The organism is Delftia lacustris (assembly GCF_040267515.1).
GTDB lineage: Bacteria > Pseudomonadota > Gammaproteobacteria > Burkholderiales > Burkholderiaceae_C > Comamonas > Comamonas tsuruhatensis.
Window position 1 is genome coordinate 5,032,501 of the sequence record NZ_CP141274.1, and the last position, 22,009, is coordinate 5,054,509.

The following is a 22,009-nucleotide window of genomic DNA, read 5'->3' on the forward strand; positions in this document are numbered from 1 at the left end:
TGGATGATCACATCGACTTCGATGTTGGCGTCGGCCACCGGGCCCAGGATGCCGTAGGCGATGCCAGGGGTGTCGGGCACGCCGAGAACGGAGATCTTGGCTTCGCCGCGGTTGAATGCGATGCCGGATACGACGGCCTTTTCCATTTTTTCGTCTTCCTCAAAAGTAATCAGCGTGCCGGAGGTGGACTCTTCCTCCAGGTCGATGTCCCAGGGCGTGAAGCTGGAGAGCACACGCATGGGCACCTTGTACTTGCCGGCAAATTCCACGGAGCGGATTTGCAGCACCTTGGAGCCGAGGCTGGCCATCTCCAGCATTTCCTCGAAGCTCACGGTGTTCAGGCGCTTGGCAGCCTGCACCACGCGCGGGTCGGTGGTGTAGACGCCGTCCACGTCGGTGTAGATCAGGCATTCGGCCGCCTTCAGCGCCGCAGCCACGGCCACGGCCGAGGTGTCGGAGCCGCCACGGCCGAGCGTGGTGACGTGACCGTTGGGATCAATGCCCTGGAAGCCGGTGATGATGACCACGCGGCCAGCGTCGAGTTCGGCGCGAACGCGCTTGTCATCGATGGACTCGATGCGCGCCTTGGTGAAGCTGCTGTCCGTGCGCACGGGAACCTGCCAGCCCGAGAAGCTGATGGCTTCCAGGCCTTCGGCCTGCAGCGCAATGGCCAGCAGTGCCGACGACGCCTGCTCGCCCGTGGAGGCGAGCATGTCGAGTTCACGGTAGTACGCCGTTTTGGCCGAGCTGGGAGCCAGCTCGCTGGCCAGGCCCAGCAGACGGTTGGTTTCGCCACTCATGGCGCTGGGGACGACCACCATCTGGTGACCGGCCCTAGCCCACTTGGCCACGCGCTTGGCAACGTTGCGGATGCGCTCTGTCGAGCCCATCGAGGTGCCGCCGTATTTATGAACGATCAGTGCCATTGGATATCAGGGTGACGAAACTGCTAGGCACGGCGCTGTACGACAGGGGGTGCTTGTGCAAGCCAGGTGCTCAAGAGGACTGCGCATGTAGCGAAATGTCCGTCCAGACCCGTCTTGCGCAAGCCATTTGGTTTTGGCGCGCCGCCGGTTTTCGTGCAAAGTTGGACCAAAACCTGTCAATTGTACCAATCGAGCACTGACCCCAGGCGCCGCACAAAACCCCTGCCCATCTTGAGATGGATGCGGTGGCCTCGCGTACGGCAAACGCCGACCTGCGCGAGCAGTTGATCGAGCTGCGCGGCGCTCGGGGTGGTGGCATGCACGCTGCGCAGCCAGTGGCGCAGCACATTGGCCTGGCGCGCCGGGCTCAGCGCCTGCAATGCAGCGATGCGGGGCGGGTTGCCCACCGCACCCAGGTCGGCCTGGGCCATCTCCTGCAGGAGCTCGGCCGCTTCGGCGCAATGCCGGCTGCTGCGCGCAAAGGTGGCGCGAAACTGGGGGAAGGCCTGGTGCAACGCCGGCAGCAACTGGGCGCGGATGCGATTGCGGGTGTAGCGGGCATCGGCATTGGAAGGGTCTTCCACCCACTCCTGGCCGCGCGCAGCAAGCCAGTCCCGCAATACCTGGCCAGGCAGATCAAGCAGCGGTCGATACCACGCAAGTCCCGCCCTGCTCCACTGCGCCGGCATGGCGGCCAGCCCCGCAACGCCGGCGCCGCGCGACAGTGCCAGCAGCAGCGTCTCGACCTGGTCGTCGGCATGCTGCGCCAGGGCCAGGCTGCGAACGGCAGGCATGGGCACACCGCCCTGCGCAGGCCAGGGCTCGTTGGCCGCCTTGATCAACGTGGCGTAGCGCAACTGACGCGCCGCATCCTCAGGGCTTTGGCCCGGCGCGTGGCGCGCATCCACGCGGCAGATCTTCAAGGGGACGGCATGCTGCGCACAGGTTTTTTCACACTGGAGCACAAAGGCATCGGCGGCCGACTGCAAACCGTGGTGCACATGGATGGCGACGACCTGGCCCGGCCAGCGCTCGGCGCAGGCCAGCAGCAACGCAGTGGAGTCCGCTCCGCCGCTGAAGGCAACGGCCAGCGGCAGCGGTGGCGCAAAGCGCTGGATGGCAGCACCCAAGGCGGCGCCTGACGCGACGTCTGACGCGGCGTCTGATGAGGTGTCCGGCAGGTTCTGCGGCAGGTCGGTGATCGGCATTTCCACAGGCTTGGATCAGGTATGGCAGGACTCAGGCCGAGTCCCGGCGCAAAAAGAAAACGGCTCCCAGGGGGAGCCGTTCAGTGTGCCAGAGCGTGGCGCCGGCCTTCAGCGATTGTCTGCCTTGGTATCGGCGAAACGGCCGTAGCTTTGCAGGCGCTCGTAGCGGCGGTCCTGCAGTTCCTTGGGCTTGAGGTCGGCCAGCTGGCGGTAGGCATCGCCCAGCGCACGCTTGAGGAAGGCGGCCATTTGCTTGGGGTCGCGGTGGGCGCCGCCCACGGGCTCGTTGACGATCTTGTCCACCAGGCCCAGGGCCTTGAGGCGGTGGGCCGTGATGCCCATGGCATCGGCCGCGTCCTGGGCCTTTTCGCCGGTCTTCCAGAGGATGGAGGCGCAGCCTTCCGGGCTGATCACGGAGTAGACGGCGTATTGCAGCATCAGCACCTGGTCGGCAACGGCAATGGCCAGTGCGCCGCCCGAGCCGCCTTCACCGATGACGGTGGTGATGATGGGGGTCTGCAGCTGTGCCATTTCGTAGATGTTGCGGCCGATGGCTTCGGACTGGCCGCGCTCCTCGGCCTCGATGCCGGGGAAAGCGCCGGGCGTGTCCACGAAGGTGAAGACCGGCAGGCCGAACTTCTCGGCCGTCTTCATGAGACGCAGGGCCTTGCGGTAGCCCTCGGGGCGCGTCATGCCGAAGTTGCGCAGCGTGCGCTCCTTGGTGTCGCGGCCCTTCTGGTGGCCGATGACCATGCAGGACATGCCATTGAAGCGCGCCAGCCCGCCCACGATGGACTGGTCGTCGGCAAAGTGCCGGTCGCCGTGCATCTCGATGAAGTCGGTGAAGCAGTCGCGCACATAGTCCAGCGTGTAGGGACGCTCGGTATGGCGCGCGATCTTGGTGATCTGCCAGGGCGAGAGGTCGCTGTAGATGTCCTTGGTCAGCTGCAGGCTCTTTTTGCTGAGCTGCTCAATCTCTTCCGAGATATCGACTGCGCTTTCGGTCTGCACGTAGCGCAGTTCCTCGATTTTGGATTCGAGCTCGGCGATGGGCTGCTCAAAATCCAGAAAGTTCTTTTTCGCCAACTTGTTTCTCCTTGTCCCAGCCAGGCACGGTGCATGCGTTCCGGCCGGAAAACGGGGGTTGATCGGGTGTGATCGGTTTGTCTTCAGGCGGCAGGCTGCGTCTCGAGCGAGCGCCAAATATACCAAGTCGCCACGGTGCACCACGGCTTCCAGGCCTCGGCAACCTCGCGCGCCTCGCTGCGGCTGACGGGGTCGCCTGAAAAATAGTTCTGGCTGATGCCCGAGATCAGGCCTGCATCGTCCAGCGGCAGCACATTGGGCCGCTGCAGGTAGAAGATGAGGAACATCTCGGCCGTCCACCGGCCCACGCCGCGGATGGACATGAGCTCGGCCACGATGGCTTCGTCGCTCATGCCCTGCCAGTCGTCCTGGTGCAGGCGGTGCTCGGTGAAATGCATGGCCAGGTCCACCAGGTAGTCCACCTTGCGGGCGGACAGGCCCACGGCGCGCATGTCGTCCACCTTGAGCTTGAGCACCAGGTCAGGCGCCATCCGCGCAGGCAGGCGTGCGAACTTGTTCCACAGCGTCTGCGCGGCCTTCATCGAGATCTGCTGGCCCACGATGGAGCGCGCCAGCGTGGCAAAGGCATCACCACCGGGCTGCAGGGCCAGGTGGGCAAAGCGCGGGATCAGGCGCTTCATCACGCGGTCGCGCCGCACGAGCTGGCGGCAGGCCTCAGCCCAGTAGGCAGGCGCGCCTTCGGGCGGCGCGGGCAGCGATATCTTGGCCTTGGGCGTGGCGGCAGCGGCCGCTGCGGCGGCAGGCGGCGAGCCTGCGCGCGCGCCCAGCGTCACCACCGGCAGCGGGGCCGGTTGCTGTTCGGGCACGGGCAGATCGGCCACCAGCGGCAACTGCTCGAAATCCATGGTGTCCAGGGGTTTGGCGGAGGCCATCAAAGCACCTCCCCGCACCTGGCGCGGCACATCTGGCAAGGCATACGGATCAGCCCTTGGCGGCTGCCTCCCAGGTCGTGCCTGCAGGGGAGTCCTTGAGCACGATGCCCTGCTCCAGCAGGGCCTTGCGGATGCGGTCGGCCTCGGCCCAGTCCTTGGCCGCCTTGGCAGCTGCGCGTGCGGCAATCTGCGCCTCGATGGCGGCGGCATCCACATCTGCCGCTCCTGCCTGCAGGAAGGCCTGGGGGTCGCCCTGCAGCAAGCCCAGGCATCCGGCCAGGGCCTTGAGCAGGCCCGCCGTCTCGGCGCTCTTGCTGCGATTGACTTCTGCAGCCAGCTCGAACAGCACGGCCACGGCCTCGGGCGTGCCGAAGTCCTCGTCCATGGCAGCCTTGAAGCGCGCGGCAGCGGGATGATTCCAGTCGATGGCGACCTCGGCGGGGGCCACCAGGCTCAGCGCCGTGTACAGGCGCTTGAGCGCGCCGCGCGCATCGTTCAGATGCACGTCGCTGTAGTTCAGCGGGCTGCGGTAGTGGCTGCGCACGACGAAGAAGCGAACGGTCTCTGCGTCGTACTCCTTGAGCACGTCGCGGATGGTGAAGAAGTTGCCCAGCGACTTGGACATCTTCTCGTTGTCCACGTTGATGAAGCCGTTGTGCATCCAGACCTGCGAGAAAGGCTTGCCGGTCGCGCCTTCGCTCTGGGCAATCTCGTTTTCGTGGTGCGGGAACTGCAGATCGGCACCGCCACCGTGGATGTCGAAGCTCTCGCCCAGCATCTCGCAGCCCATGGCCGAGCACTCGATGTGCCAGCCCGGCCGGCCCGCGCCCCAGGGGCTGGCCCACTTGACCTCGTCGGGCTCGCTGGGCTTGGCGCTTTTCCACAGCACGAAGTCCAGCGGGTCCTGCTTGCCGTCCTGCACGGCCACGCGTTCGCCGGCCTGCAATTCGTCCAGCGACTTGCCCGACAGCTTGCCGTAGCCGGGGAACTTGCGCACGGCAAAGTTCACGTCGCCATCGCTGCCCTGGTAGGCCAGGCCCTTGTCCTGCAGGCGGCCGATCATGGACAGCATCTGCGGCACGTATTCGGTGGCGCGCGGCTCATGCGTGGGGCGTTCGATGCCCAGGGCGTCGGCGTCCTGGTGCAGCGCGTCGATCATGCGGTCGGTCAGCGAACGAATGGTCTCGCCGTTCTCCACGGCACGACGGATGATCTTGTCGTCGATATCGGTGATGTTGCGCACATAGGTCACGCGATTTCCGCTGGCCCGAAGCCAGCGCTGCACCACGTCGAAAGCGACCATGGAGCGCGCGTGTCCCAGGTGGCACAGGTCGTACACGGTCATGCCGCACACATACATGCGCACATGGCCCGGTTCGATTGGCGAAAACGCTTCCAATGCACGCGACAGCGTGTTGTAGATACGCAAACTCATGGATGTTCATCAGGGGAGAAAGGGCCGCTGCAGGGGGCGCGTCCCACGCGCCGCCGGACCCTTGGCGCCGATGCAGGCATGCTCAGCAGGGAGCAGGAGCGGCAGGCGCAGAGCCCGTGTGACCCAGCACACCCCTCAGCTACAATTCACAGCAGTATAAGCCCGCGCCGCGGGGCGTTTCCCCGAGGCCCCGAAAGCACCTACATGCCTCTACGCAACTCGTTTCGCTCCGCCCTGCGCCTCGCGGCACTGGCGGCCCTGCTCGCAACAGGCCACGCCCACGCCGACGACTATACGGAAGTGAACCAGTTGCTGCGCAACGGCAAAAGCACCCAGGCCCTGGCACGCGCCGAAGCCTATCTTGCCAAGAACGCACGCGACCCCCAGATGCGCTTTCTCAAGGCCGTGGCCCTGACCGACAGCGGCAAGACCGACGAGGCCATCGCCGCGCTGAACCAGCTCATCGAGGACTACCCCGAGCTGCCCGAGCCCTACAACAACCTGGCCGTCATCTACGCAGGCCAGAACCAGCTCGACAAGGCCCGCTCCGCCCTGGAGTCGGCCGTGCGCAACAACCCCAACTACGGCGTTGCCTACGAGAATCTGGGCGACATCCACGCCCGCCTGGCCTACGAGGCCTACGGCAAGGCACAAGGCCTGGACGGCCGTGCTGCCAGCGTGCGGCCCAAGCTCAAGCTGCTGCGCGAATTGCTGGCTCCAGTCACCGGCACCAAATAGAAGACACGGCCCGCACGCGCACCCCGGCGCCCAGGCACGGCGGTCTGCGCGCCATTTGGGTCTTGCCACGCCTGCGCGCACGCGCAGGAACCTGCCCCGGTTTTCCCACTCCATCCCCCAGCCCTTTGGCTTTCTCAGGAGATTTGCATGACCACACGCCGCATTGCGTCGCTTTCCCTGGCCGGCATGGCCCTGGCCGCTTCCCTTTGCACCGCCCTGCCCGCCATGGCGCAGAACGCCACACCCAAGGTGCAGCTCAAGACCAGCATGGGCGACATCGTGCTGGAGCTGAACGAGGCCAAGGCCCCCAAGACCGTGGCCAACTTCATGCAGTACGTGCGCGACAAGCACTATGACGGCACGGTGTTCCACCGCGTGATGGACGGCTTCATGATCCAGGGCGGCGGCATGGATGCCAGCCTCAAGGAAAAGCCCACGCGCGCGCCGATTCCGCTGGAAGCGGACAACGGCCTCAAGAATGACCGGGGCACCATCGCCATGGCGCGCACGGGCAATCCCAACTCGGCCACCTCGCAGTTCTTCATCAACGTGGTGAACAACGACATGCTCAACGCACCCAAGCCTGACGGACACGGCTACGCCGTCTTCGGCCGCGTGGTCCAGGGCATGGATGTGGTGGACAAAATCCGCACGGTGGCCACGGGCAACCAGGGCATGCACCAGAATGTACCCACCAAGCCGGTGACCATCCTCTCGGCCACCGAAGTCAAGTAAACCGCGCGCCGCGCCCAGCGTGGCACGCCCCTGCCCTCCACCCAACAAGGAATCGCCATGAGCAATCCCCAAGTCGAACTCCACATCGCCGACCACGGCGTCATCACCCTCGAACTCGACGCCGCCAAGGCCCCCAAGAGCACCGAGAACTTCCTGGCCTATGTGAACAAGGGCCACTACGACAACACCATCTTCCATCGCATCATCGATGGCTTCATGATCCAGGGCGGCGGCTTCGAGCCCGGCATGAAGCAAAAGGGCACCGATGCGCCCATCGAGAACGAGGCCAAGAACGGCCTGAAGAACGACAAGTACACCATCGCCATGGCCCGTACCGGCGACCCGCACTCGGCCACCGCCCAGTTCTTCATCAACGTGGCCGACAACGGCTTCCTGAACCACACCTCGCCCAGCGCCCAGGGCTGGGGCTATGCCGTGTTCGGCAAGGTGGTCAAGGGCACCGAGATCGTGGACAAGCTGCGCGGCGTGAAGACCGGCCGCAACGGCGGCCACCAGGACGTGCCCAAGGATGACGTGATCATCGAAAAGGCCGTGGCCCTGTAATCAGGCGCCCTTCCGACAAGGCGGCTGCCCCCTTGGCGTGCAGCCGCCCTGTTGTCCATGCTCATGGCCCGCCCCTGGCCGTGCCCATGGACAACAGCCCTGCTCCAGAGCCCTCCCAAGCCTTCATGCAGCGCCCTTGCCGGGCGCGCACCCGCCCATGGCCCAGACTGCCGCACCTCGCCCTCCCTGCGTGCCGCCCATTGCGGCCGAATGGACACTGCCCGCGGCCTGGCGCACGCTGGACTTCATCTCCGACCTGCACCTGCAGGCCTGCGAGCCCGCCACCGTGCAGGCCTTTCGCCGCTACCTGCACGCCACGCAGGCCGATGCCGTCTTTCTGCTCGGTGACCTGTTCGAAGTCTGGGTGGGCGACGACGCCTTGCTGGAGCCCGGCAGTTTCGAGGCCGATTGCGCCGCCACCCTGCGCGAGGCCGCCGCCCGCAGGCCGCTGTTCTTCATGCAGGGCAACCGCGACTTCCTGACCGGAGCGCAGTTCGATGCGCTGTGCGGCACGACCACGCTGGCCGACCCCACCGTACTCGACTGCGGCGACCAGCGCATCCTGCTCAGCCATGGCGATGCCCTGTGCCTGGACGATACGGACTACCAGCGCTTTCGCGCCATGGCGCGCTCCGCCGCGTGGCAGGCGGCCTTCCTGGCGCAGCCGCTGCCGCTGCGCCGCGAGCAGGCACGCGGCATCCGGCAGGAGAGCGAATCGCGCAAACGTGAATCGGCCGGAGCGGACGCAGCCGCCCCCTCCGCCAGCCACACCGCCGCCATGCCCACCTATGCCGACCTGGATGCCGAGGCCACGCGCAGCTGGCTGCGCGCCGCACGCGCCGCCACCCTGGTCCACGGCCACACGCACCGCCCGGCCGACCATGAACTGGGCGATGGCCTGCGGCGTGTGGTGCTCAGCGACTGGGATTTGGCAGCCGCCGTGCCGCGCGCCGAAGTGCTGCGCTGGGAGCAGGGCCAGGGCCTGCGGCGCCTGCCGCTGTCCGAAGTACTTGAACAGGCGCCCCAACGATGAGCCTCTGGCGACAACTGGGCCACTGGGTCCGGCGGCTGGGCCGCCGCGCACGCTCCGCCGTCTCGCCGGTGCCCGAGATACCAGCGCCGCTGTGGCTGTCCACGCTGGCCGCCTACCCCTTTCTTTCCTCGCTGACGCTGGAGGAGCAATCGAAGCTGCGCGCACTGGCCGCCGTCTTCCTGCAGCGCAAGCGCTTCCACGGCGCGCACGGCCTGCAAGTGAGCGACGCCATGGCGCTGGAGATTGCCGCCCAGGCCTGCCTGCCACTGCTGCACTGGGGCGAGCCGCAGGGCGCGCTGTCCTGGTATGACGACTTTGTCGGCATCGTGGTGCACCCGGGCGATGCCGTGGCACGGCGCCAGAGCATGGACGAGGCCGGCGTCATCCACGACTACGACGAAGTGATCATGGGCGAGGCCATGCATGGCGGCCCCGTCATGCTGAGCTGGCAGGCCATCGGCGCAGGCCGCGGGCCGCATGCCAGCCACCACGGTCACGGCGGCCAGGCCGCCAACGTGGTGATCCATGAATTCGCCCACAAGATCGACATGCGCAACGGCGGCGCCGATGGCTGCCCGCCCCTGCCGCCCGGTTTCATGGGCAGCGGCTCCGCGCGCCAGGCCCGCGAGATATGGCAGGCCGCCTGGGCGCCGGCCTACGACGCCTTCCGTGAGCAGATCACCATCGCCGAACGCTTTGGCGGCGAATGGCCCTGGCTGGACGGCTATGGCGCCACGGCGCCCGCCGAATTCTTCGCCGTGGCCTGCGAAGCCTTCTTCGTGGACCGCGCCCGCTTTGCCCTGGAATTCCCCACGCTGGAGCCGCTGCTGGCTGCGCTCTTCAAGCCGGCCACCCGTCACCCCTGATCGGAGCAAACCTCCTTCAGGGCCTGGGCAAACAGGCGCTGCTCCTCGTACTGGCCGCCCGCCTTGCGCTCGAACAGGGTGATGGGTGGCAGGGTCCAGCCGAAACGGTGGCGCACGATGCCCACGCCCGCGATGCGCACCAGTTCCTCGGCAATGTCGGCCGGCACGATGGACACGGCCCGCTCATTGGCCGCCACCAGCTCGCCGATCACCTTGGCCGAGAGCGTTTCCACAAACGGCGGCGGCGGCTCCACGCCCGCGCGCAGAAAAAAGTCGGTGATCTGCTCGCGCATGGGCGTGCGGCGCTGGCCCAGCACCCAGTCAAGCCCCGTGAGTTCGGCCCACTGCAGAGGCCGGCGCCCCAGCCGCGTGGCCAGGCTGCGGTGGGCGATCAGGCGAGGCTCCTGCTCATAAAGCACGCTGTGCCGTATGCCGCTCATGTCCAGCACGGCCGAGGCGCGGCCAATCACGCAGTCCAGCTCATGTGCGCGCAACTTTTGCAGCAGGCGGTCGCTGGTGTCCTCATGCAGCGTGACCGTGATGCGCCGGCCTTGCGGCCGCGTCCTGCCGATGGCATCGGCCAGCATGCGCGCAGGCAGGAAGGGGATGACACCCACCTGCAGGTGCGCCGCACGCTGCTGCCCCACGGCCTCGATGTCGTGGGCCCAATGGTCCAGGTCGGCCAGCATGCCCCGGGCGCGCGCCAGCACCAGCGCGCCCAGCTCCGTAGGCTCCATGCCGCGCGCAGAACGCAGGAACAGCGGCGCGCCGAACAATGACTCCAGCTCGGCCAGGGCCTGGGTCACGGCGGGCTGGCTGGTGGCCATGCGCTCGGCCACGCGGGTCAGCGTGCCCAGCTCGCTGATGGAGCGCAGCAGCAGCAAATGCTTCATCTTCAGGCGCGTGGCCATGCGGTGGGCCAGTTGGGCAGCGGTCGATGCAGTGGGGTGTTGCGGCATGGCTTCAGGCGTGGCGCGTCATAAGCAAAACCATATTGAATAATAAAAACAAACGAATTTCTGCTTATGCATGCGTTCCAGAATTCCGGCGTCTTGCACACCCAGAACGAAAGGACCAGGCAGACCATGGATGGCATGTTTTTCATAATCGCGCTGGGCGCGGCGGCGGCCGGATTCGTGCAGGGCCTGTCGGGCTTTGCCTTCGGCATGGTGGCCATGTCGTTCTGGGCCTGGGTGCTGGAGCCGCGCGATGCAGCCGTGCTCACCGTCTTCGGCTCGCTGCTGGGCCAGGTGCTGTCGGCCATCACCGTGCGGCGCGGGTTTGCGCTGGCAAAGCTGCTGCCCTTCATCCTGGGCGGTCTTGTCGGCATTCCCCTGGGTGTCTTGCTGCTGCCGCACCTGGACATGGCCTGGTTCAAGGCCTTGCTGGGCGGCATGCTGGTGCTGTGGTGCCCGGTGATGCTGCTGTCGGCCCGCCTGCCCAGGCTGGCGCGCGGCGGCAGTGTGGCAGACGGCGCCGTGGGCCTGGCGGGCGGCGTGATGGGCGGACTGGGCGGCTTCACGGGCACGCTGCCCACGCTGTGGTGCACGCTGCGCGGCTACCCCAAGGATGAGCAGCGCTCGGTCATCCAGAACTTCAACCTGTCCATGCTGGCCGTGACCATGGCCACCTACCTGGGCACCGGCATGGTCGCGCGCAGCATGCTGCCGCTGTTCGCCATCGTGGCGCCGGCCATGCTCATTCCATCGCTGCTGGGCTCCAGGCTCTATATCGGCATCAGCGAGATGCGTTTCCGGCAGATCGTGCTGGGCCTGCTGTGCCTGTCCGGCGTGGCGCTGCTGGCCTCCTCGGTGCCGGTGCTGCTGCAGCGCGCGGGCTGAGCGCGCCGAACGCGCTGCCGGGAAGGCCTGGAACCAAGCCTGCGGGCTGCAGCAGATGACCAGGCAACGGCAGCAACACGTGCAGGGGCTGGGCAATGAACTGGCCGCCGCCAAGAAGGATCTGCAGCGCGCGCAAGACTGGGCACTGCCTTCGAAAAAAGGCGGGGCAGGAATCGCTCCCTGCTCCGCCTTCAGGCGCCCGCCGCGTGGCGGGAACGCCTTCTTCTCCCTCGATGGCGCATCAGTACCGCGCGTCGGCCGGCTTCTTGTCCTTGGGCCAGTCCTTGTGCTTGTTGGCAAAGTCCGGGCGCGGCTGGTGGCTGAAGTACTCGGCCACGTCCACGGCCTCCTGGTCGCTGAGGCCGCCCTGGCCCAGCGGGAAGTTGCCATGGAAGGCGATGGGCATGTTGCGCTTGACGAAGGCCGCTGCCGTATAGGTGCGCGCCATGCCTGCACCGATGTTGAAGGACTGGTCACCCCACAGCGGCGGATAGACCCACTGGCCCTTGGCATTTTTCACGCCTTCGCCCTCGCCGCCATGGCAGACCGCGCACTGGGCCGCATAGATCTTCTTGCCGTTGTCCACGTTGGGCACGATGGACTGGCTGATCTTGCCCACGCCCCGGCCTTCGACCTTGTCCTCGGGCTTGGTTTCGCGGCGCATCCAGTCGAAGTAGGCGACCATGGCCTTGATCTCGTCGGACTCCAGCGGCAGAGGCTTGCCGTTCATGGAGCGCAGGAAGCAGCCATTGATGCGGTCCTCCAGCGTGATGACGCGGCCCGCGCGCGGCGCATAGCCGGGGAAGAAGGCCGAGACACCGATGTAGGGCGAACCATCGGCCACCGTGCCCGCGTTCAGGTGGCAGCTGGCGCAGTTCAGCGCGTTGCCCACATTCCTGGGCAGCAGGTCGCGCGTCTCAATGTTCAGGCGGGCGCCGTAGACCAGTTGCTTCGCATTGGATTCGTCCAGCATGGCGGCCAGGCGCGGCGTCTCGAAGGGGCGTGCGCTTTCGCCCTTGGCATCGAGCTGCTTGCGCATGGATTGCACCTCCCTGGCATGGATCTCGCGCGCATCGGCACGGCCCCAGCTCCTGCGGGCGAAGTTGAGGATGTCGGCGATCTCCGCATCCTTGAGCTGTGCGAAGGCCGGCATGGTCAGCGGCCGTGCATGGCTTTGCGTGACCGGCGCCTTCCAGCCCGCCAGCATCAGATGGATCAGCGTGGACGGGTCCTGCGACTGCAGCGAAAAATTGCCGGCCAGTGGCGGGAACACGTCCTTCACGCCGCCGCCATCGGCACGGTGGCAGTCGGCGCAGAACTGCAGATAGCCCAGGCCGCCCCGGCTGGCGTAGAGATCGGCAGGCACGTCGGAAGACACTGCCGACGTGGCGGACGGCGCATGCCCGGAGGCCTGCGGCGCCGGATGCGGGGCGATGACCGGCCCCGGCCCTTGGGCCACCTGCATGGGCAGGTCGTTCTTGCCTGCGGGCAGCGACTTCAGATAGATGCCGATGGCCAACAGGTCCTCGTCACTCATGTACTGGGTGCTGTGCTGGACCACATCGACCATGTTGCCGGAGACCGTGCCGTGGCTGTTGCGCCCGGTCTTGAGCAGTTGGGCGGTCTCCTCGGGTGTCCACAGGTCGCGCAGGCTCAGTGCGCGCCAGTTCTCCACGGTCTCGCCGGCCAGGAAGTACTCGCCCTTGCGGCCCTCGCCGGTCATGGTCTTTTCCTGGAAGCCCACGCCGCGCGGCGTATGGCAGGCGCCGCAGTGGCCCAGGCCCTGTACCAGGTAGGCGCCCCGGTTCCACTGGGCAGTTTGCTGCGGTTGGGGCTGGAAGGGCGCGTCATCCAGAAACACCCAGTTCCACAGCGCCAGGCCCCAGCGCTGGTTGAAGGGAAAGCCCAGGTCGGACTCCTTGTTGGCCGCCTTCACGGGCGCCACGCCCTGCAGCAGATAGGCGTACAGGGCCTGCATGTCCTCGGCCGTCATCTTGGCGTAGGAGGGATAGGGCATGGCCGGGTACATGTTGCGGCCATCGGCTGCCACGCCCTTGCGCATGGCGCGGTCGAACTGCTCGAAGCTGTATTTGCCCATGCCCGTATCGGCGTCGGGCGAGATATTGGTGGAATAGATCTTGCCGAATGGCGTCTCCAGCGCCAGGCCACCGCCCATGGGCTGTGTTTTATTTCCGGTATGGCAGGCCACGCAATCACCGAGTCGCGCGATATAACGGCCACGGTCTACCAGGGTTCTTTGCTCGGCGGTCAGGTCCGCCGCATAGTCGGCGGGCAGGTCATCGATGATCTGCGGCATTTGCGCATGATCCACCTCGGGCGCCGGCGCCGAGATGGCGAGCTGCCATGCGGCAGCCGACAGCACGGCCACGCACAGCAGGCCTTGCTTGAGCGAGAGTTTCATCGTCTTCTATCCCGTGAAATAAATTATTATTGAAAGAGAAAATCGGATATTGACGAGATATTCCACCCAACGCATGCAACCATTGCAGCAAATATCAATCTCTTTGCGCAATATCTTCTTATATATACAAATTCTAGTGGAATCACCCTATTTTTTGATGCAAGCCGACGAAAAAGATAAGCCACTTGCGCATTTAACGCGGGCTTAATCCATCCACAGGAAAAGTGGCGGCGCAAATGGGGGCGCAGCCATGCAAAGCGGCCCCGCGAAGGGGCCGCCATGTGTACATCCCGGGGATGCCGGGTGCGTGGAAAGGCTCGGCTCAACCTGGCTGGATCATCCGGCGCGCAGCCTGCGCCACGCTGTGTGCATCCACCCCAAAGTAGCCGCGCAGCGCCGCACGCGTGTCGCTGCGGCCGAAGCCGTCCGTGCCCAGCGTGAGGAAACGGCGGCCTGCGGGCAGGAAGGCGCGCACGGTCTCGGGCACCGCGCGCACATAGTCGGTGGCGGCAATCACCGGGCCCTGCGTACCGTGCAGCAGCTGCGCGATCCAGGGCTGGCCAGGTGCCTCGCCCGCCAGCATGCGCTGCTCGCAGGCCACGCCATCGCGCGCCAGCTCGCTCCAGCTGGTCACGCTGACCACGGTGGCGGCCATGCCCTCGCTGGCCAATTGCTCGGCGGCCTTGAGCACTTCGGTGAGGATGGCGCCCGATCCCAGCAAGGTGACATGCTGCGTGGCACGGTCCGCATCGCCAAAACGGCTGAACACATAGGCGCCGCGCAGCACGCCTTCGGCAGCGCCTGCGGGCAGGTCGGGCTGGGCATAGTTCTCGTTCATCAGCGTGACGTAGTAGAAGACATCGCGCTGCTCGACCAGCATCTCGCGCATGCCGGCGTCCAGGATCACGGCGAGTTCGCCGGCATGCGCAGGGTCCCAGGCCTTGCAGTTGGGAATGGTGGCCGCCACCAGATGGCTGGAGCCGTCCTGGTGCTGCAGGCCTTCTCCGCCCAGCGTGGTGCGGCCCGAGGTGGCGCCCAGCAAAAAGCCGCGCGCCCGCTGGTCGGCCGCCGCCCAGATGGCGTCGCCCACGCGCTGGAAGCCGAACATGGAGTAGTAGATGTAGAACGGAAGCATGGCCAGGCCGTGCACGCTGTAGCTGGTGGCCGCCGCCGTCCAGCTGGCGACGGCACCGGCCTCGCTGATGCCCTCCTCCAGGATCTGGCCGTCCAGCGCCTCGCGGTAGGACAGCACCGAGCCGATGTCCTCGGGCGCGTAGCGCTGGCCCAGGCTGCTGTAGATGCCCACCTGCTTGAACAGGTTGGCCATGCCGAAGGTGCGCGCCTCGTCGGCCACGATGGGCACGATGCGCGGACCCAGCTGCGCATCCTTGAGCAGGCCGCCCAGCATGCGCACAAAGGCCATGGTGGTGCTCATTTCCTTGCCGGCAGGCGCCAGCGCGAACTGGGCGTATTGCTCCAGCGCTGGAACGGGCACGCGGTCGCACACCGTTTCGCGGCGCGGCAGTGCGCCGCCCAGGGCCGTTCGGCGCTCGCGCAGGTACTGCATCTCGGCACTGTCATCGGCAGGCTTGTGGAAGGCCAGGCCCTTGGCCTGCTCGTCACTGAGCGGCAGGTTGAAGCGGTTGCGGAACTCGATCAGGTCGGTCTCGTCCAGCTTCTTCTGGCTGTGCGTGGTCATCTTGCCCTGCCCGGCCGAGCCCATGCCGTAGCCCTTCTTGGTATGGGCCAGGATCACCGTGGGCTGGCCGCGATGGGCGGCAGCCGCTGCATAGGCCGCATGGATCTTCACCAGATCATGGCCGCCGCGCTTCAAGCGGTCGATCTGCTCGTCCGTCAGGCCCTGGGCCAGGGCGGCGAGCTCGGGGTTCTGTCCAAAGAAATGCTCGCGGTTGTAGCGGCCGTCCTTGGCGGCGAACGTCTGCATCTGCCCGTCCACCGTGCCGCCCAGCGTGCGTGCCAGGGTGCCGGTGATGTCGCGAGCCAACAGCCCGTCCCAGTCGCTGCCCCACAGCAGCTTGACCACGTTCCAGCCCGCGCCGGCGAACAGCCGCTCCAGCTCATCGACGATGCGGCCGTTGCCGCGCACCGGGCCGTCCAGGCGCTGCAGATTGCAGTTGACCACCCACACCAGGTTGTCCAGCCCCTCGCGCGCGGCCAGCGTCAGGGCGCTCATGCTTTCGGGCTCGTCCATCTCGCCGTCGCCGAACACGCCCCAGACCTTGCGCTCCTGGCAGTCCAGCAGGCGGCGGTGCGTGAGATAGCGCATGAAGCGCGCGTGGTAGATGCTGCTGATGGGGCCTATGCCCATGGAGCCCGTCGGGAACTGCCAGAAGTCGGGCATCAGCCAGGGATGGGGATAGCTGGACAGGCCTTGCGCGCCAGCGGCCGGCGCGCTGATCTCCTGGCGATAGTGCTGCAGGTCCTGCTCGCTCAGCCGCCCTTCCAGGAAGGCGCGCGCATACACGCCGGGGGCGCTGTGCGGCTGGAAGAACACCAGGTCGCCCCGGTGCTGGCCCGGCGCCAGCCCCTCCCGGGCATGGAAGAAATGGTTGAACCCGGTCTCGAACAGGTCGGCCGCGCTGGCGTAGCTGGCGATGTGCCCGCCCAGCTCGCCATAGGCCTGGTTGGCGCGCACCACCATGGCCAGCGCATTCCAGCGCATGATGGACGCCAGCCGCTCCTCCATGGCCAGGTCGCCCGGAAACACCGGCTGCTGCTGCGCGGCCACGGTGTTCACATAGGGCGTATTCAGGTCGGGCTGCCAGCCCAGGCGCTGCTCGCGCGCCATGCGCGCCAGCTCTTCGAGCACGAAGCGCGCGCGCTGCGGCCCCTCGGCGGCGACCAGGGCCGCGAAGGCCTCCCGCCATTCGGTGGTTTCCTGGGGATCGGTATCGATATCGGCCAGCGTGGCCAGCGGCGTGGGTGCGTTCATGCCCGCCACTTTAGGACTGGCGGACCGGCATGAGCAGCCGTTCATGGATAAGGGAAACGCCATATTCCAGCATTTCATGCCGGCATCTACATAAAATCCGGCACATGAAACTGGACACCATCGACTTGCGCATTCTGGCCGAGTTGCAAACGGACGGCTCGCTTTCCAACGTGGAACTGGCGCGCCGCGTGCATCTGTCACCCTCGCCCTGCCTGGCGCGCGTCAAGGCACTGGAGAAGGCCGGCGTGATCGCGCGCTATGTGGCGCTGGCCAATGCGTCGGCGCTGGGGCTGGGGCTGAATGTGTTCATCAACATCAGCCTCAAGTCGCAGGCCAAGGAATCGCTGGCCGACTTCGAGCGCCGCATTGCCGAGCACGACGAGGTCATGGAGTGCTACCTGATGAGCGGCGACGCCGACTACCTGATCCGCGTGGCCCTGGCCGACATCGGCGCGCTGGAGCGCTTCATCGTGGAGCAGCTCACGCCGATTCCGGGCATAGAGAAGATCCGCTCCAGCTTCACGCTCAAGCAGGTGCGGTACAAGACCGCCCTGCCCCTGCCGGCCGCAGGCTGAGGCGGATGGAGACTGGCCTCAGCCCGCAGGCTTGGCCATCTCGCCGGTGGCGATGCGGCGGCGCAGTTCGCCCAGCACGGCCTTGAGGCGGCGCTCGTTGTCCAGCCCCACGCGCACCAGCATCTTCTGGCCGCTGGACAGGGCCTGCAGCTCCGGGTCGGCGTATTCGTAGCGCACCCAGGGCTGGACGGAGGGCACCTCGCCCTCCACTTTGGTCAGCCTGACCTGCACCGGACCCGCGGGCTCGGGCGCGGCGCGCAGATGGTCTATGACGGCAATGAGACGATCGTTGAAATAGCGGCTGGGATAGCCCAGGTCTTCATAGGCGGTCTGGAACAGGGGATACAGCCGGGCATAGAGCTTGACGGCCCCGTCCATGGGAATGGACTCGGCGAAGGCCACGAAGGCCTTGTAGCGTGCGGCGTTGGCGGGGGAGATGGCCTGTGCCTCCCCGGTCTCCGCCGCGCCCTCCACCGTGAAACGCTGCGGCGCGGGGTGCACGGGCCAAAGCCGTGCAGGGGCCTGGGAGCGGGTCAGGTTGTCCACGGTGGCCACGGCGCGGCGCACAAAGCCGTCCATCTGCAGAAAGCTGCCTGCCTTGTCACGACCCAGCAGGCCGTTGAGGGCCTGGGCGACATGGGCGTCGGAGTCCTGCAGCGCGGGCAGGCCGGGCGCGGGTGGCTCCAGCGCATCGACAGGGTTCTGGGGCTCGGTCAGCTCGGGCGCGGGGACGGGTTCAGGCTCGGCAGGCTGGGCGGGCGCCTCTGCCACTTCGGGCGGCGCCTCGGGCACGTCGGCGGGACGCCACCAGTACCACCAGGCTGCGCCCCCCACGGCGGCAGCCGCCAGTACCGCTGCGGCGATGCCGAAAGCCGATGGGCCGGAGGATCTGGCGCGGGGGCGGAAGTCTTGGGGGTCGCGTTCTGGCATGGATGGGTCCTTTGGCTTGGGCAGGGGCTGGCAGCACAGTTGCCGCAGGACGTGCGACAGCAAAGCACAACCGGGGTTCCCGGGCTTTCCTGACACCAGCCCCTGACTGGCGTTTATAAGCCGCCCCGCTGCCCGCGCAGGCCCTTGTGCGCGCCAGGCAACAAGGCGTTACCCGGCTTACGCGGCCAGCCTGCGCACAAGAAGGGGGCGGTGCAGCAGGCTCAGCCCTGCGTGCCCAGATCCTGGAGCCAGGCCATGGCGGCCTGCAGCTCGTCGGGGCGGATCTCATGCATGCTCGGGTATTCGTGGTAGCTCAGTTGCAGCGGCAGGCGCTGCACGTGGCTGCGAATGGCGTGGGCGCTGGTCAGCGGAATGACGTTGTCGTAGGTGCCGTGGCTGACCCAGAGCGACTTGCCGTCGAAGGCCGCGTCAGGGGCCTGGTGCGGCAAGGCCTCGGGCAGCAGGCGGCTGTGCCAGCACATGGCGGCGCGCAGCAGCGCGGGCTGGGTCAGCAGCAGGCTGAGCGCCATGATGCCGCCCTGGCTGAAGCCGCCCGCCACGGTACGCTGGGCAGGAATGCCCAGCCGCGCGCCGGCCTGCTGCACGGTCTGGGCCACCAGGGCGCGGCTGTGCTCTTCCTGCGATGCGTGGATGTGGCGCGTGCCGTTGGCATCCACCGTGAACTGGAACCAGGCATGGGCACTGGGCCCCATGGAAAACGGGGCACGCAGGCTGAGCACGTGGAACTGCGGCGGCACGAACGATGCGAGGCCGAATAGGTCCTGTTCATTGCTGCCAACGCCATGCATGAGCACCAGCAGCCAGGGCTGCTGCCCCGGTGCGGGTTGTGCGGGGCGCTCCAGCGCCAGCAGGGGCAGGTCGATCATCACGGACTCCTTGGTTTTTAAGCGATTTCCGGGACCGGGGTGGTCCCGGGCAACGCGCCATTGTGGCGCCTCGCCAAGTCCGCGGGGGCAGGAGGTTATGCCGCCTGCGCGTCCTCGAAGGCCATCGCATCCATGGCCAGGATGGAGTACATGACTTCGCGGCTCAGATACCGAGGCCGCGCCGTGGCGCCGGCCGCGCCCAGGGCGAAGTACAGCGGCATGAAGTGCTCTTCGCTGGGATGGGCGCGCCGGGCCGAGGGAGCGCGTGCGCGGTAGTCCAGCAGCGCGGACAGGTCCTGCGCCTGCAGGCGCGACTCGATCCAGCGGCTGAAATCCTGCACGTAGGGCGAGGAGGCGCTGGAGCCGCCGACGGCATGGTCGTCCTGCAGGCCATCCTGGCTGCGCAGGGCCTGCACGGCGTCGTCCACCCGCACCGTGGCCTCGCCCGTGCCGCCCCGGAATTCGCCCAGGTTGTGCGTCATGCTGCCGGAGCCGACGATGAGCACGCCCTCATCGCGCAGCGCCGCCAGGGCCGCGCCCAGCGCATGGGTTTCGGCCGGCCCGGCCGAGGCGGGAAGGGACAGCTGGACCACGGGCAGGTCGGCATCGGGCAGCAAATGCATCAGCGGCACCCAGGCGCCGTGGTCGAAGGGCCGCTGCGCGTTGGCGCTGGCGGCAATGCCTGCGGCCTGCAGGCGGTCCATGACTTCCTGCGCCAGCTGGGGCGCGCCGGGGGCCGGGTACTGCAGTTCGTAGAGCGCGGGCGGGAAGCCGCCGAAGTCGTGCCAGGTGGAGGGCGAGGCTCCGGTCATGACTTCCACGCCATGCGACATCCAGTGCGGCGACATGATGACCACGCCGCGCAGCGGGCCGTGGGCCTGGCGCAGCGCCCTGCCCCATTGCGCGAGCACGGGGCCGGTTTCGCCCGGCTCCAGCGCGAACATGGGCGAGCCGTGGGAGACATAGAGCACGGGCAGCCGAGTGCCGGCCGAAGCGGCTATGGAGGAGGCGCCGGAATCGAGGGAAGCGTGGAAATCTTGCATTCCCCTAATGTAGGGACGCAAGCGGGCCGCGCCAAGCCGCCAAAGGCGGCACACATTGTTGCGCTGGCCGGCTCAATCGTCGCGCGGGCGGCCCCGCAGGGCCTTGGTGGCGCTGTGCCGGCTCTTGCTGTCCAGGCGCCGCCGCTGCGATCCCAGCGTGGGCCGGGTGGCGCGGCGAAGAATGGGTTCGGGATAGGCGGCGGCCACCAGCGCGTTGAGCCGCTGCAGCGCGGCGCGCAGGTTCTGCTCCTGCGTGCGGTATTGCTGGGCCTTGATGACGACCACGCCCTCGTTGGTGATGCGGCCGTCGCGCAGGGCCAGCAGGCGCTGCTGCACGGCCTCGGGCAGGCGCGAGGCGCGCACGTCGAAGCGCAGGTGCACGGCGCTGGAGACCTTGTTCACGTTCTGGCCGCCCGCGCCCTGGGCGCGCATGGCGGTCCACTGCACCTCGTGCAGCTCGATGGGGCGCATGCGCTCAGGCATCCAGCGCAGCGGCCAATGCCGCCACAAAGGCATCGGGACGCTCATGCATGACCCAGTGGCCCGCGCCAGGCACCAGGGCCAGCCCCCGGAAGTCGCGCGCATGGCGTGCAAAGGCCTGGGCCAGTTCCTGCATCATCGGGCCCGGATAGAGCGCGTCGTGCTCGCCATAGATGGCCCATACGGGGCCGTCCACGGCCTGCAGGGCGCGGGCCAGCACATCGGTGTGCGAGAGGCGGCGGCGCGGAAGGCGGTCGCGCTCCACATTGAGCACATGCAGGGCCAGCGTGTCCTCGTCGATGAGGCTGGCGTCATGCAGCATCAGCGCCTGCAGGTTGTAGCGGTGGGCCACGGCCTGCGCCCCGGGCGTGGCCAGGTGGCGCCAGCCCTTGAGCCGCACGGCCAAGCCCTTGCCCACGCCCATGCCGGGCGCCCCGGCCAGCACCAGGCGCCGGGCCAGCGTGCCGTCGGCAGCCGCCAGCATGCCGGCCGTCATGCCGCCAAAAGAGAAGCCGACCAGATCGCACAGCGGGGCGGCGGGCGCTGCGCCATCGGCCAGCAGTTGCCGCAGGCCCTGGCGCAGCGGCTCGACCAGGGTGTCGGCATCCTGGCCGCCCGGTACCCCATCGGAATCGCCAAAGCCCGGCAGGTCCGGTATCCACAGCTGGCGGCCCTGGGCCAGCAGAGCGTCCATGCAGCGCAGCCAGTGCGTCCAGCTGCCGCTGCCGCCGTGCAGCATGACCACCGGCAGCACGCCCGCGCGCGCCTCGCCCCAGACATGCCAGACCATGTGGCCGTCTTCGGGCCGCGCGGCAGACAGCGGCGTGGTCAGGCGCCGCGCACGGGCGCGCAGGCGCTCTATGGCGACAGGCGTGTTCACCACTGGGCCACGGCGTCGATGGCCAGGCCGTAGCCGGCCACACCAAAGCCGCACATCACGGCGCGCGCCGCAGCCGACAGGTAGGAGTGGTGGCGGAAGCTCTCGCGCGCATGCACGTTGCTGATGTGCAGCTCCACCAGCGGCACGCCCGTGCCCTTGACGGCATCCAGCAGGGCCACGCTGGTGTGGGTGTAGGCGGCGGCGTTGAAGATCAGGCCGGCCAGGCGGCCTTCGGCGTGCACGCGGCCGGCCTCGTGGATCCAGTCCACCAGCTCGCCTTCATGGTTGCTCTGGCGGAACTCCAGGGCCAGACCGTAGCGCGCACAGGCGGCTTCGCACAGCGCACGCACATCGGCCAGGGTCTGGGAGCCATAGATGGCGGGTTCACGCAGGCCCAGCAGGTTCAGGTTCGGGCCATTGAGGACATAGACGGTTTTCACGGCGGGGACACTCCAGGTTTCCAACGGGCTGGATTATGCGGGCCATCCCGGGCCCGGCCGCAACGCTGGCACCA

General features: G+C 67.5%; 21 protein-coding genes (1 of these 21 cut by a window edge). 7 read left to right on the forward strand and 14 right to left on the reverse strand.

From position 1 onward, the window contains the following. From U6958_RS24555 to cysS, 5 genes are all read right to left on the reverse strand, one after another. Positions 1-926, reverse strand: partial view of an aspartate kinase gene (locus U6958_RS24555; protein WP_016450530.1) — the 5' portion only. The gene continues 340 nt to the left of window position 1, outside the view; 926 of the gene's 1,266 nt are visible here — the first part of the coding sequence; it begins with the start codon at positions 924-926; the stop codon falls past the left edge of the window. Positions 927-1,102: 176 nt separating this feature from the next. Beyond that, positions 1,103-2,134 carry a tRNA lysidine(34) synthetase TilS gene (gene tilS, locus U6958_RS24560; RefSeq protein ID WP_074923123.1) on the reverse strand — a complete coding sequence of 344 codons (1,032 nt, stop codon included), beginning with the start codon at positions 2,132-2,134 and terminating at the stop codon, positions 1,103-1,105. A 108-nt stretch (positions 2,135-2,242) separates the two neighbouring features. Beyond that, positions 2,243-3,220 carry an acetyl-CoA carboxylase carboxyltransferase subunit alpha gene (locus U6958_RS24565; RefSeq protein ID WP_016450532.1) on the reverse strand — a complete coding sequence of 326 codons (978 nt, stop codon included), beginning with the start codon at positions 3,218-3,220 and terminating at the stop codon, positions 2,243-2,245. Positions 3,221-3,303: 83 nt separating this feature from the next. After that, positions 3,304-4,113 carry a DNA-3-methyladenine glycosylase gene (locus U6958_RS24570; protein WP_016450533.1) on the reverse strand — a complete coding sequence of 270 codons (810 nt, stop codon included), beginning with the start codon at positions 4,111-4,113 and terminating at the stop codon, positions 3,304-3,306. A 49-nt stretch (positions 4,114-4,162) separates the two neighbouring features. Next, a complete protein-coding gene (gene cysS, locus U6958_RS24575; protein WP_026062450.1) occupies positions 4,163-5,548 on the reverse strand; it encodes a cysteine--tRNA ligase in 1,386 nt (461 codons plus the stop codon). Between the two features lie 204 nt (positions 5,549-5,752). On the opposite strand from cysS, the gene U6958_RS24580 reads away from it, so the two are divergent. The 5 genes from U6958_RS24580 to U6958_RS24600 all read left to right on the forward strand — a co-directional run bounded on the left by U6958_RS24580 (position 5,753) and on the right by U6958_RS24600 (position 9,484). Next, positions 5,753-6,286: a tetratricopeptide repeat protein gene (locus tag U6958_RS24580; RefSeq protein ID WP_016450535.1), complete on the forward strand. Its 534-nt coding sequence runs from the start codon at positions 5,753-5,755 to the stop codon at positions 6,284-6,286. A gap of 147 nt (positions 6,287-6,433) precedes the next feature. Then, positions 6,434-7,021 (forward strand): peptidylprolyl isomerase, encoded by a 588-nt coding sequence (locus U6958_RS24585; RefSeq protein ID WP_016450536.1) that lies wholly within the window; start codon positions 6,434-6,436, stop codon positions 7,019-7,021. A gap of 57 nt (positions 7,022-7,078) precedes the next feature. Then, the gene (locus U6958_RS24590) at positions 7,079-7,585 is read left to right on the forward strand and encodes a peptidylprolyl isomerase (RefSeq protein ID WP_016450537.1); all 507 of its coding nucleotides are present in this window, start codon (positions 7,079-7,081) and stop codon (positions 7,583-7,585) included. 157 nt (positions 7,586-7,742) lie between these two features. Next, a complete protein-coding gene (locus tag U6958_RS24595; protein WP_016450538.1) occupies positions 7,743-8,618 on the forward strand; it encodes a UDP-2,3-diacylglucosamine diphosphatase in 876 nt (291 codons plus the stop codon). Further along, positions 8,615-9,484 (forward strand): zinc-dependent peptidase, encoded by an 870-nt coding sequence (locus tag U6958_RS24600; RefSeq protein WP_016450539.1) that lies wholly within the window; start codon positions 8,615-8,617, stop codon positions 9,482-9,484. Before U6958_RS24595 ends, U6958_RS24600 begins: the two co-directional genes overlap by 4 nt. Here U6958_RS24600 and U6958_RS24605 read toward each other — a convergent pair. Continuing rightward, entirely contained in the window at positions 9,475-10,443 is a 969-nt protein-coding gene (locus U6958_RS24605; RefSeq protein WP_016450540.1) for a LysR family transcriptional regulator, read from the reverse strand. The genes U6958_RS24600 and U6958_RS24605 overlap by 10 nt on opposite strands. A 66-nt stretch (positions 10,444-10,509) precedes the next feature. Between U6958_RS24605 and U6958_RS24610 the strand changes: the two genes are divergently transcribed. Further along, a complete protein-coding gene (locus U6958_RS24610) occupies positions 10,510-11,325 on the forward strand; it encodes a sulfite exporter TauE/SafE family protein (protein WP_016450541.1) in 816 nt (271 codons plus the stop codon). A gap of 241 nt (positions 11,326-11,566) precedes the next feature. Here the strand turns inward: U6958_RS24610 and U6958_RS24615 are convergent, their stop codons facing one another. Further along, positions 11,567-13,747, reverse strand: a complete 2,181-nt coding sequence (locus U6958_RS24615) for a c-type cytochrome (RefSeq protein WP_016450542.1) — start codon at positions 13,745-13,747, stop codon at positions 11,567-11,569. Positions 13,748-14,069: 322 nt separating this feature from the next. After that, positions 14,070-16,700, reverse strand: coding sequence for an alpha-ketoglutarate dehydrogenase (mdeB, locus tag U6958_RS24620; protein ID WP_074923131.1), 2,631 nt, complete (start codon positions 16,698-16,700; stop codon positions 14,070-14,072). A 104-nt stretch (positions 16,701-16,804) separates the two neighbouring features. Here mdeB and U6958_RS24625 point away from each other — a divergent pair, with 104 nt between their 5' ends. Then, positions 16,805-17,275 (forward strand): Lrp/AsnC family transcriptional regulator, encoded by a 471-nt coding sequence (locus U6958_RS24625; protein ID WP_012204416.1) that lies wholly within the window; start codon positions 16,805-16,807, stop codon positions 17,273-17,275. Positions 17,276-17,293: 18 nt separating this feature from the next. On the opposite strand, the gene U6958_RS24630 is transcribed toward U6958_RS24625, so the two are convergent. The 6 genes from U6958_RS24630 to aroQ form a co-directional block, all read right to left on the reverse strand. Next, on the reverse strand, positions 17,294-18,205 hold the full coding sequence (locus tag U6958_RS24630; protein WP_016450544.1) for a DUF3014 domain-containing protein: 912 nt from the start codon (positions 18,203-18,205) through the stop codon (positions 17,294-17,296). A gap of 221 nt (positions 18,206-18,426) precedes the next feature. Then, positions 18,427-19,092 (reverse strand): alpha/beta hydrolase, encoded by a 666-nt coding sequence (locus tag U6958_RS24635; protein ID WP_016450545.1) that lies wholly within the window; start codon positions 19,090-19,092, stop codon positions 18,427-18,429. A gap of 95 nt (positions 19,093-19,187) precedes the next feature. Then, positions 19,188-20,135, reverse strand: a complete 948-nt coding sequence (locus U6958_RS24640) for a dioxygenase (RefSeq protein WP_074923122.1) — start codon at positions 20,133-20,135, stop codon at positions 19,188-19,190. Between the two features lie 72 nt (positions 20,136-20,207). Further along, positions 20,208-20,618 (reverse strand): alternative ribosome rescue aminoacyl-tRNA hydrolase ArfB, encoded by a 411-nt coding sequence (gene arfB, locus U6958_RS24645; RefSeq protein WP_016450547.1) that lies wholly within the window; start codon positions 20,616-20,618, stop codon positions 20,208-20,210. Further along, entirely contained in the window at positions 20,611-21,495 is an 885-nt protein-coding gene (locus U6958_RS24650) for an alpha/beta fold hydrolase (protein WP_016450548.1), read from the reverse strand. The genes arfB and U6958_RS24650 overlap by 8 nt, the downstream gene beginning before the upstream one ends. Next, on the reverse strand, positions 21,492-21,935 hold the full coding sequence (gene aroQ, locus U6958_RS24655; protein WP_016450549.1) for a type II 3-dehydroquinate dehydratase: 444 nt from the start codon (positions 21,933-21,935) through the stop codon (positions 21,492-21,494). The genes U6958_RS24650 and aroQ overlap by 4 nt, the downstream gene beginning before the upstream one ends. Positions 21,936-22,009 lie beyond the last annotated feature (74 nt).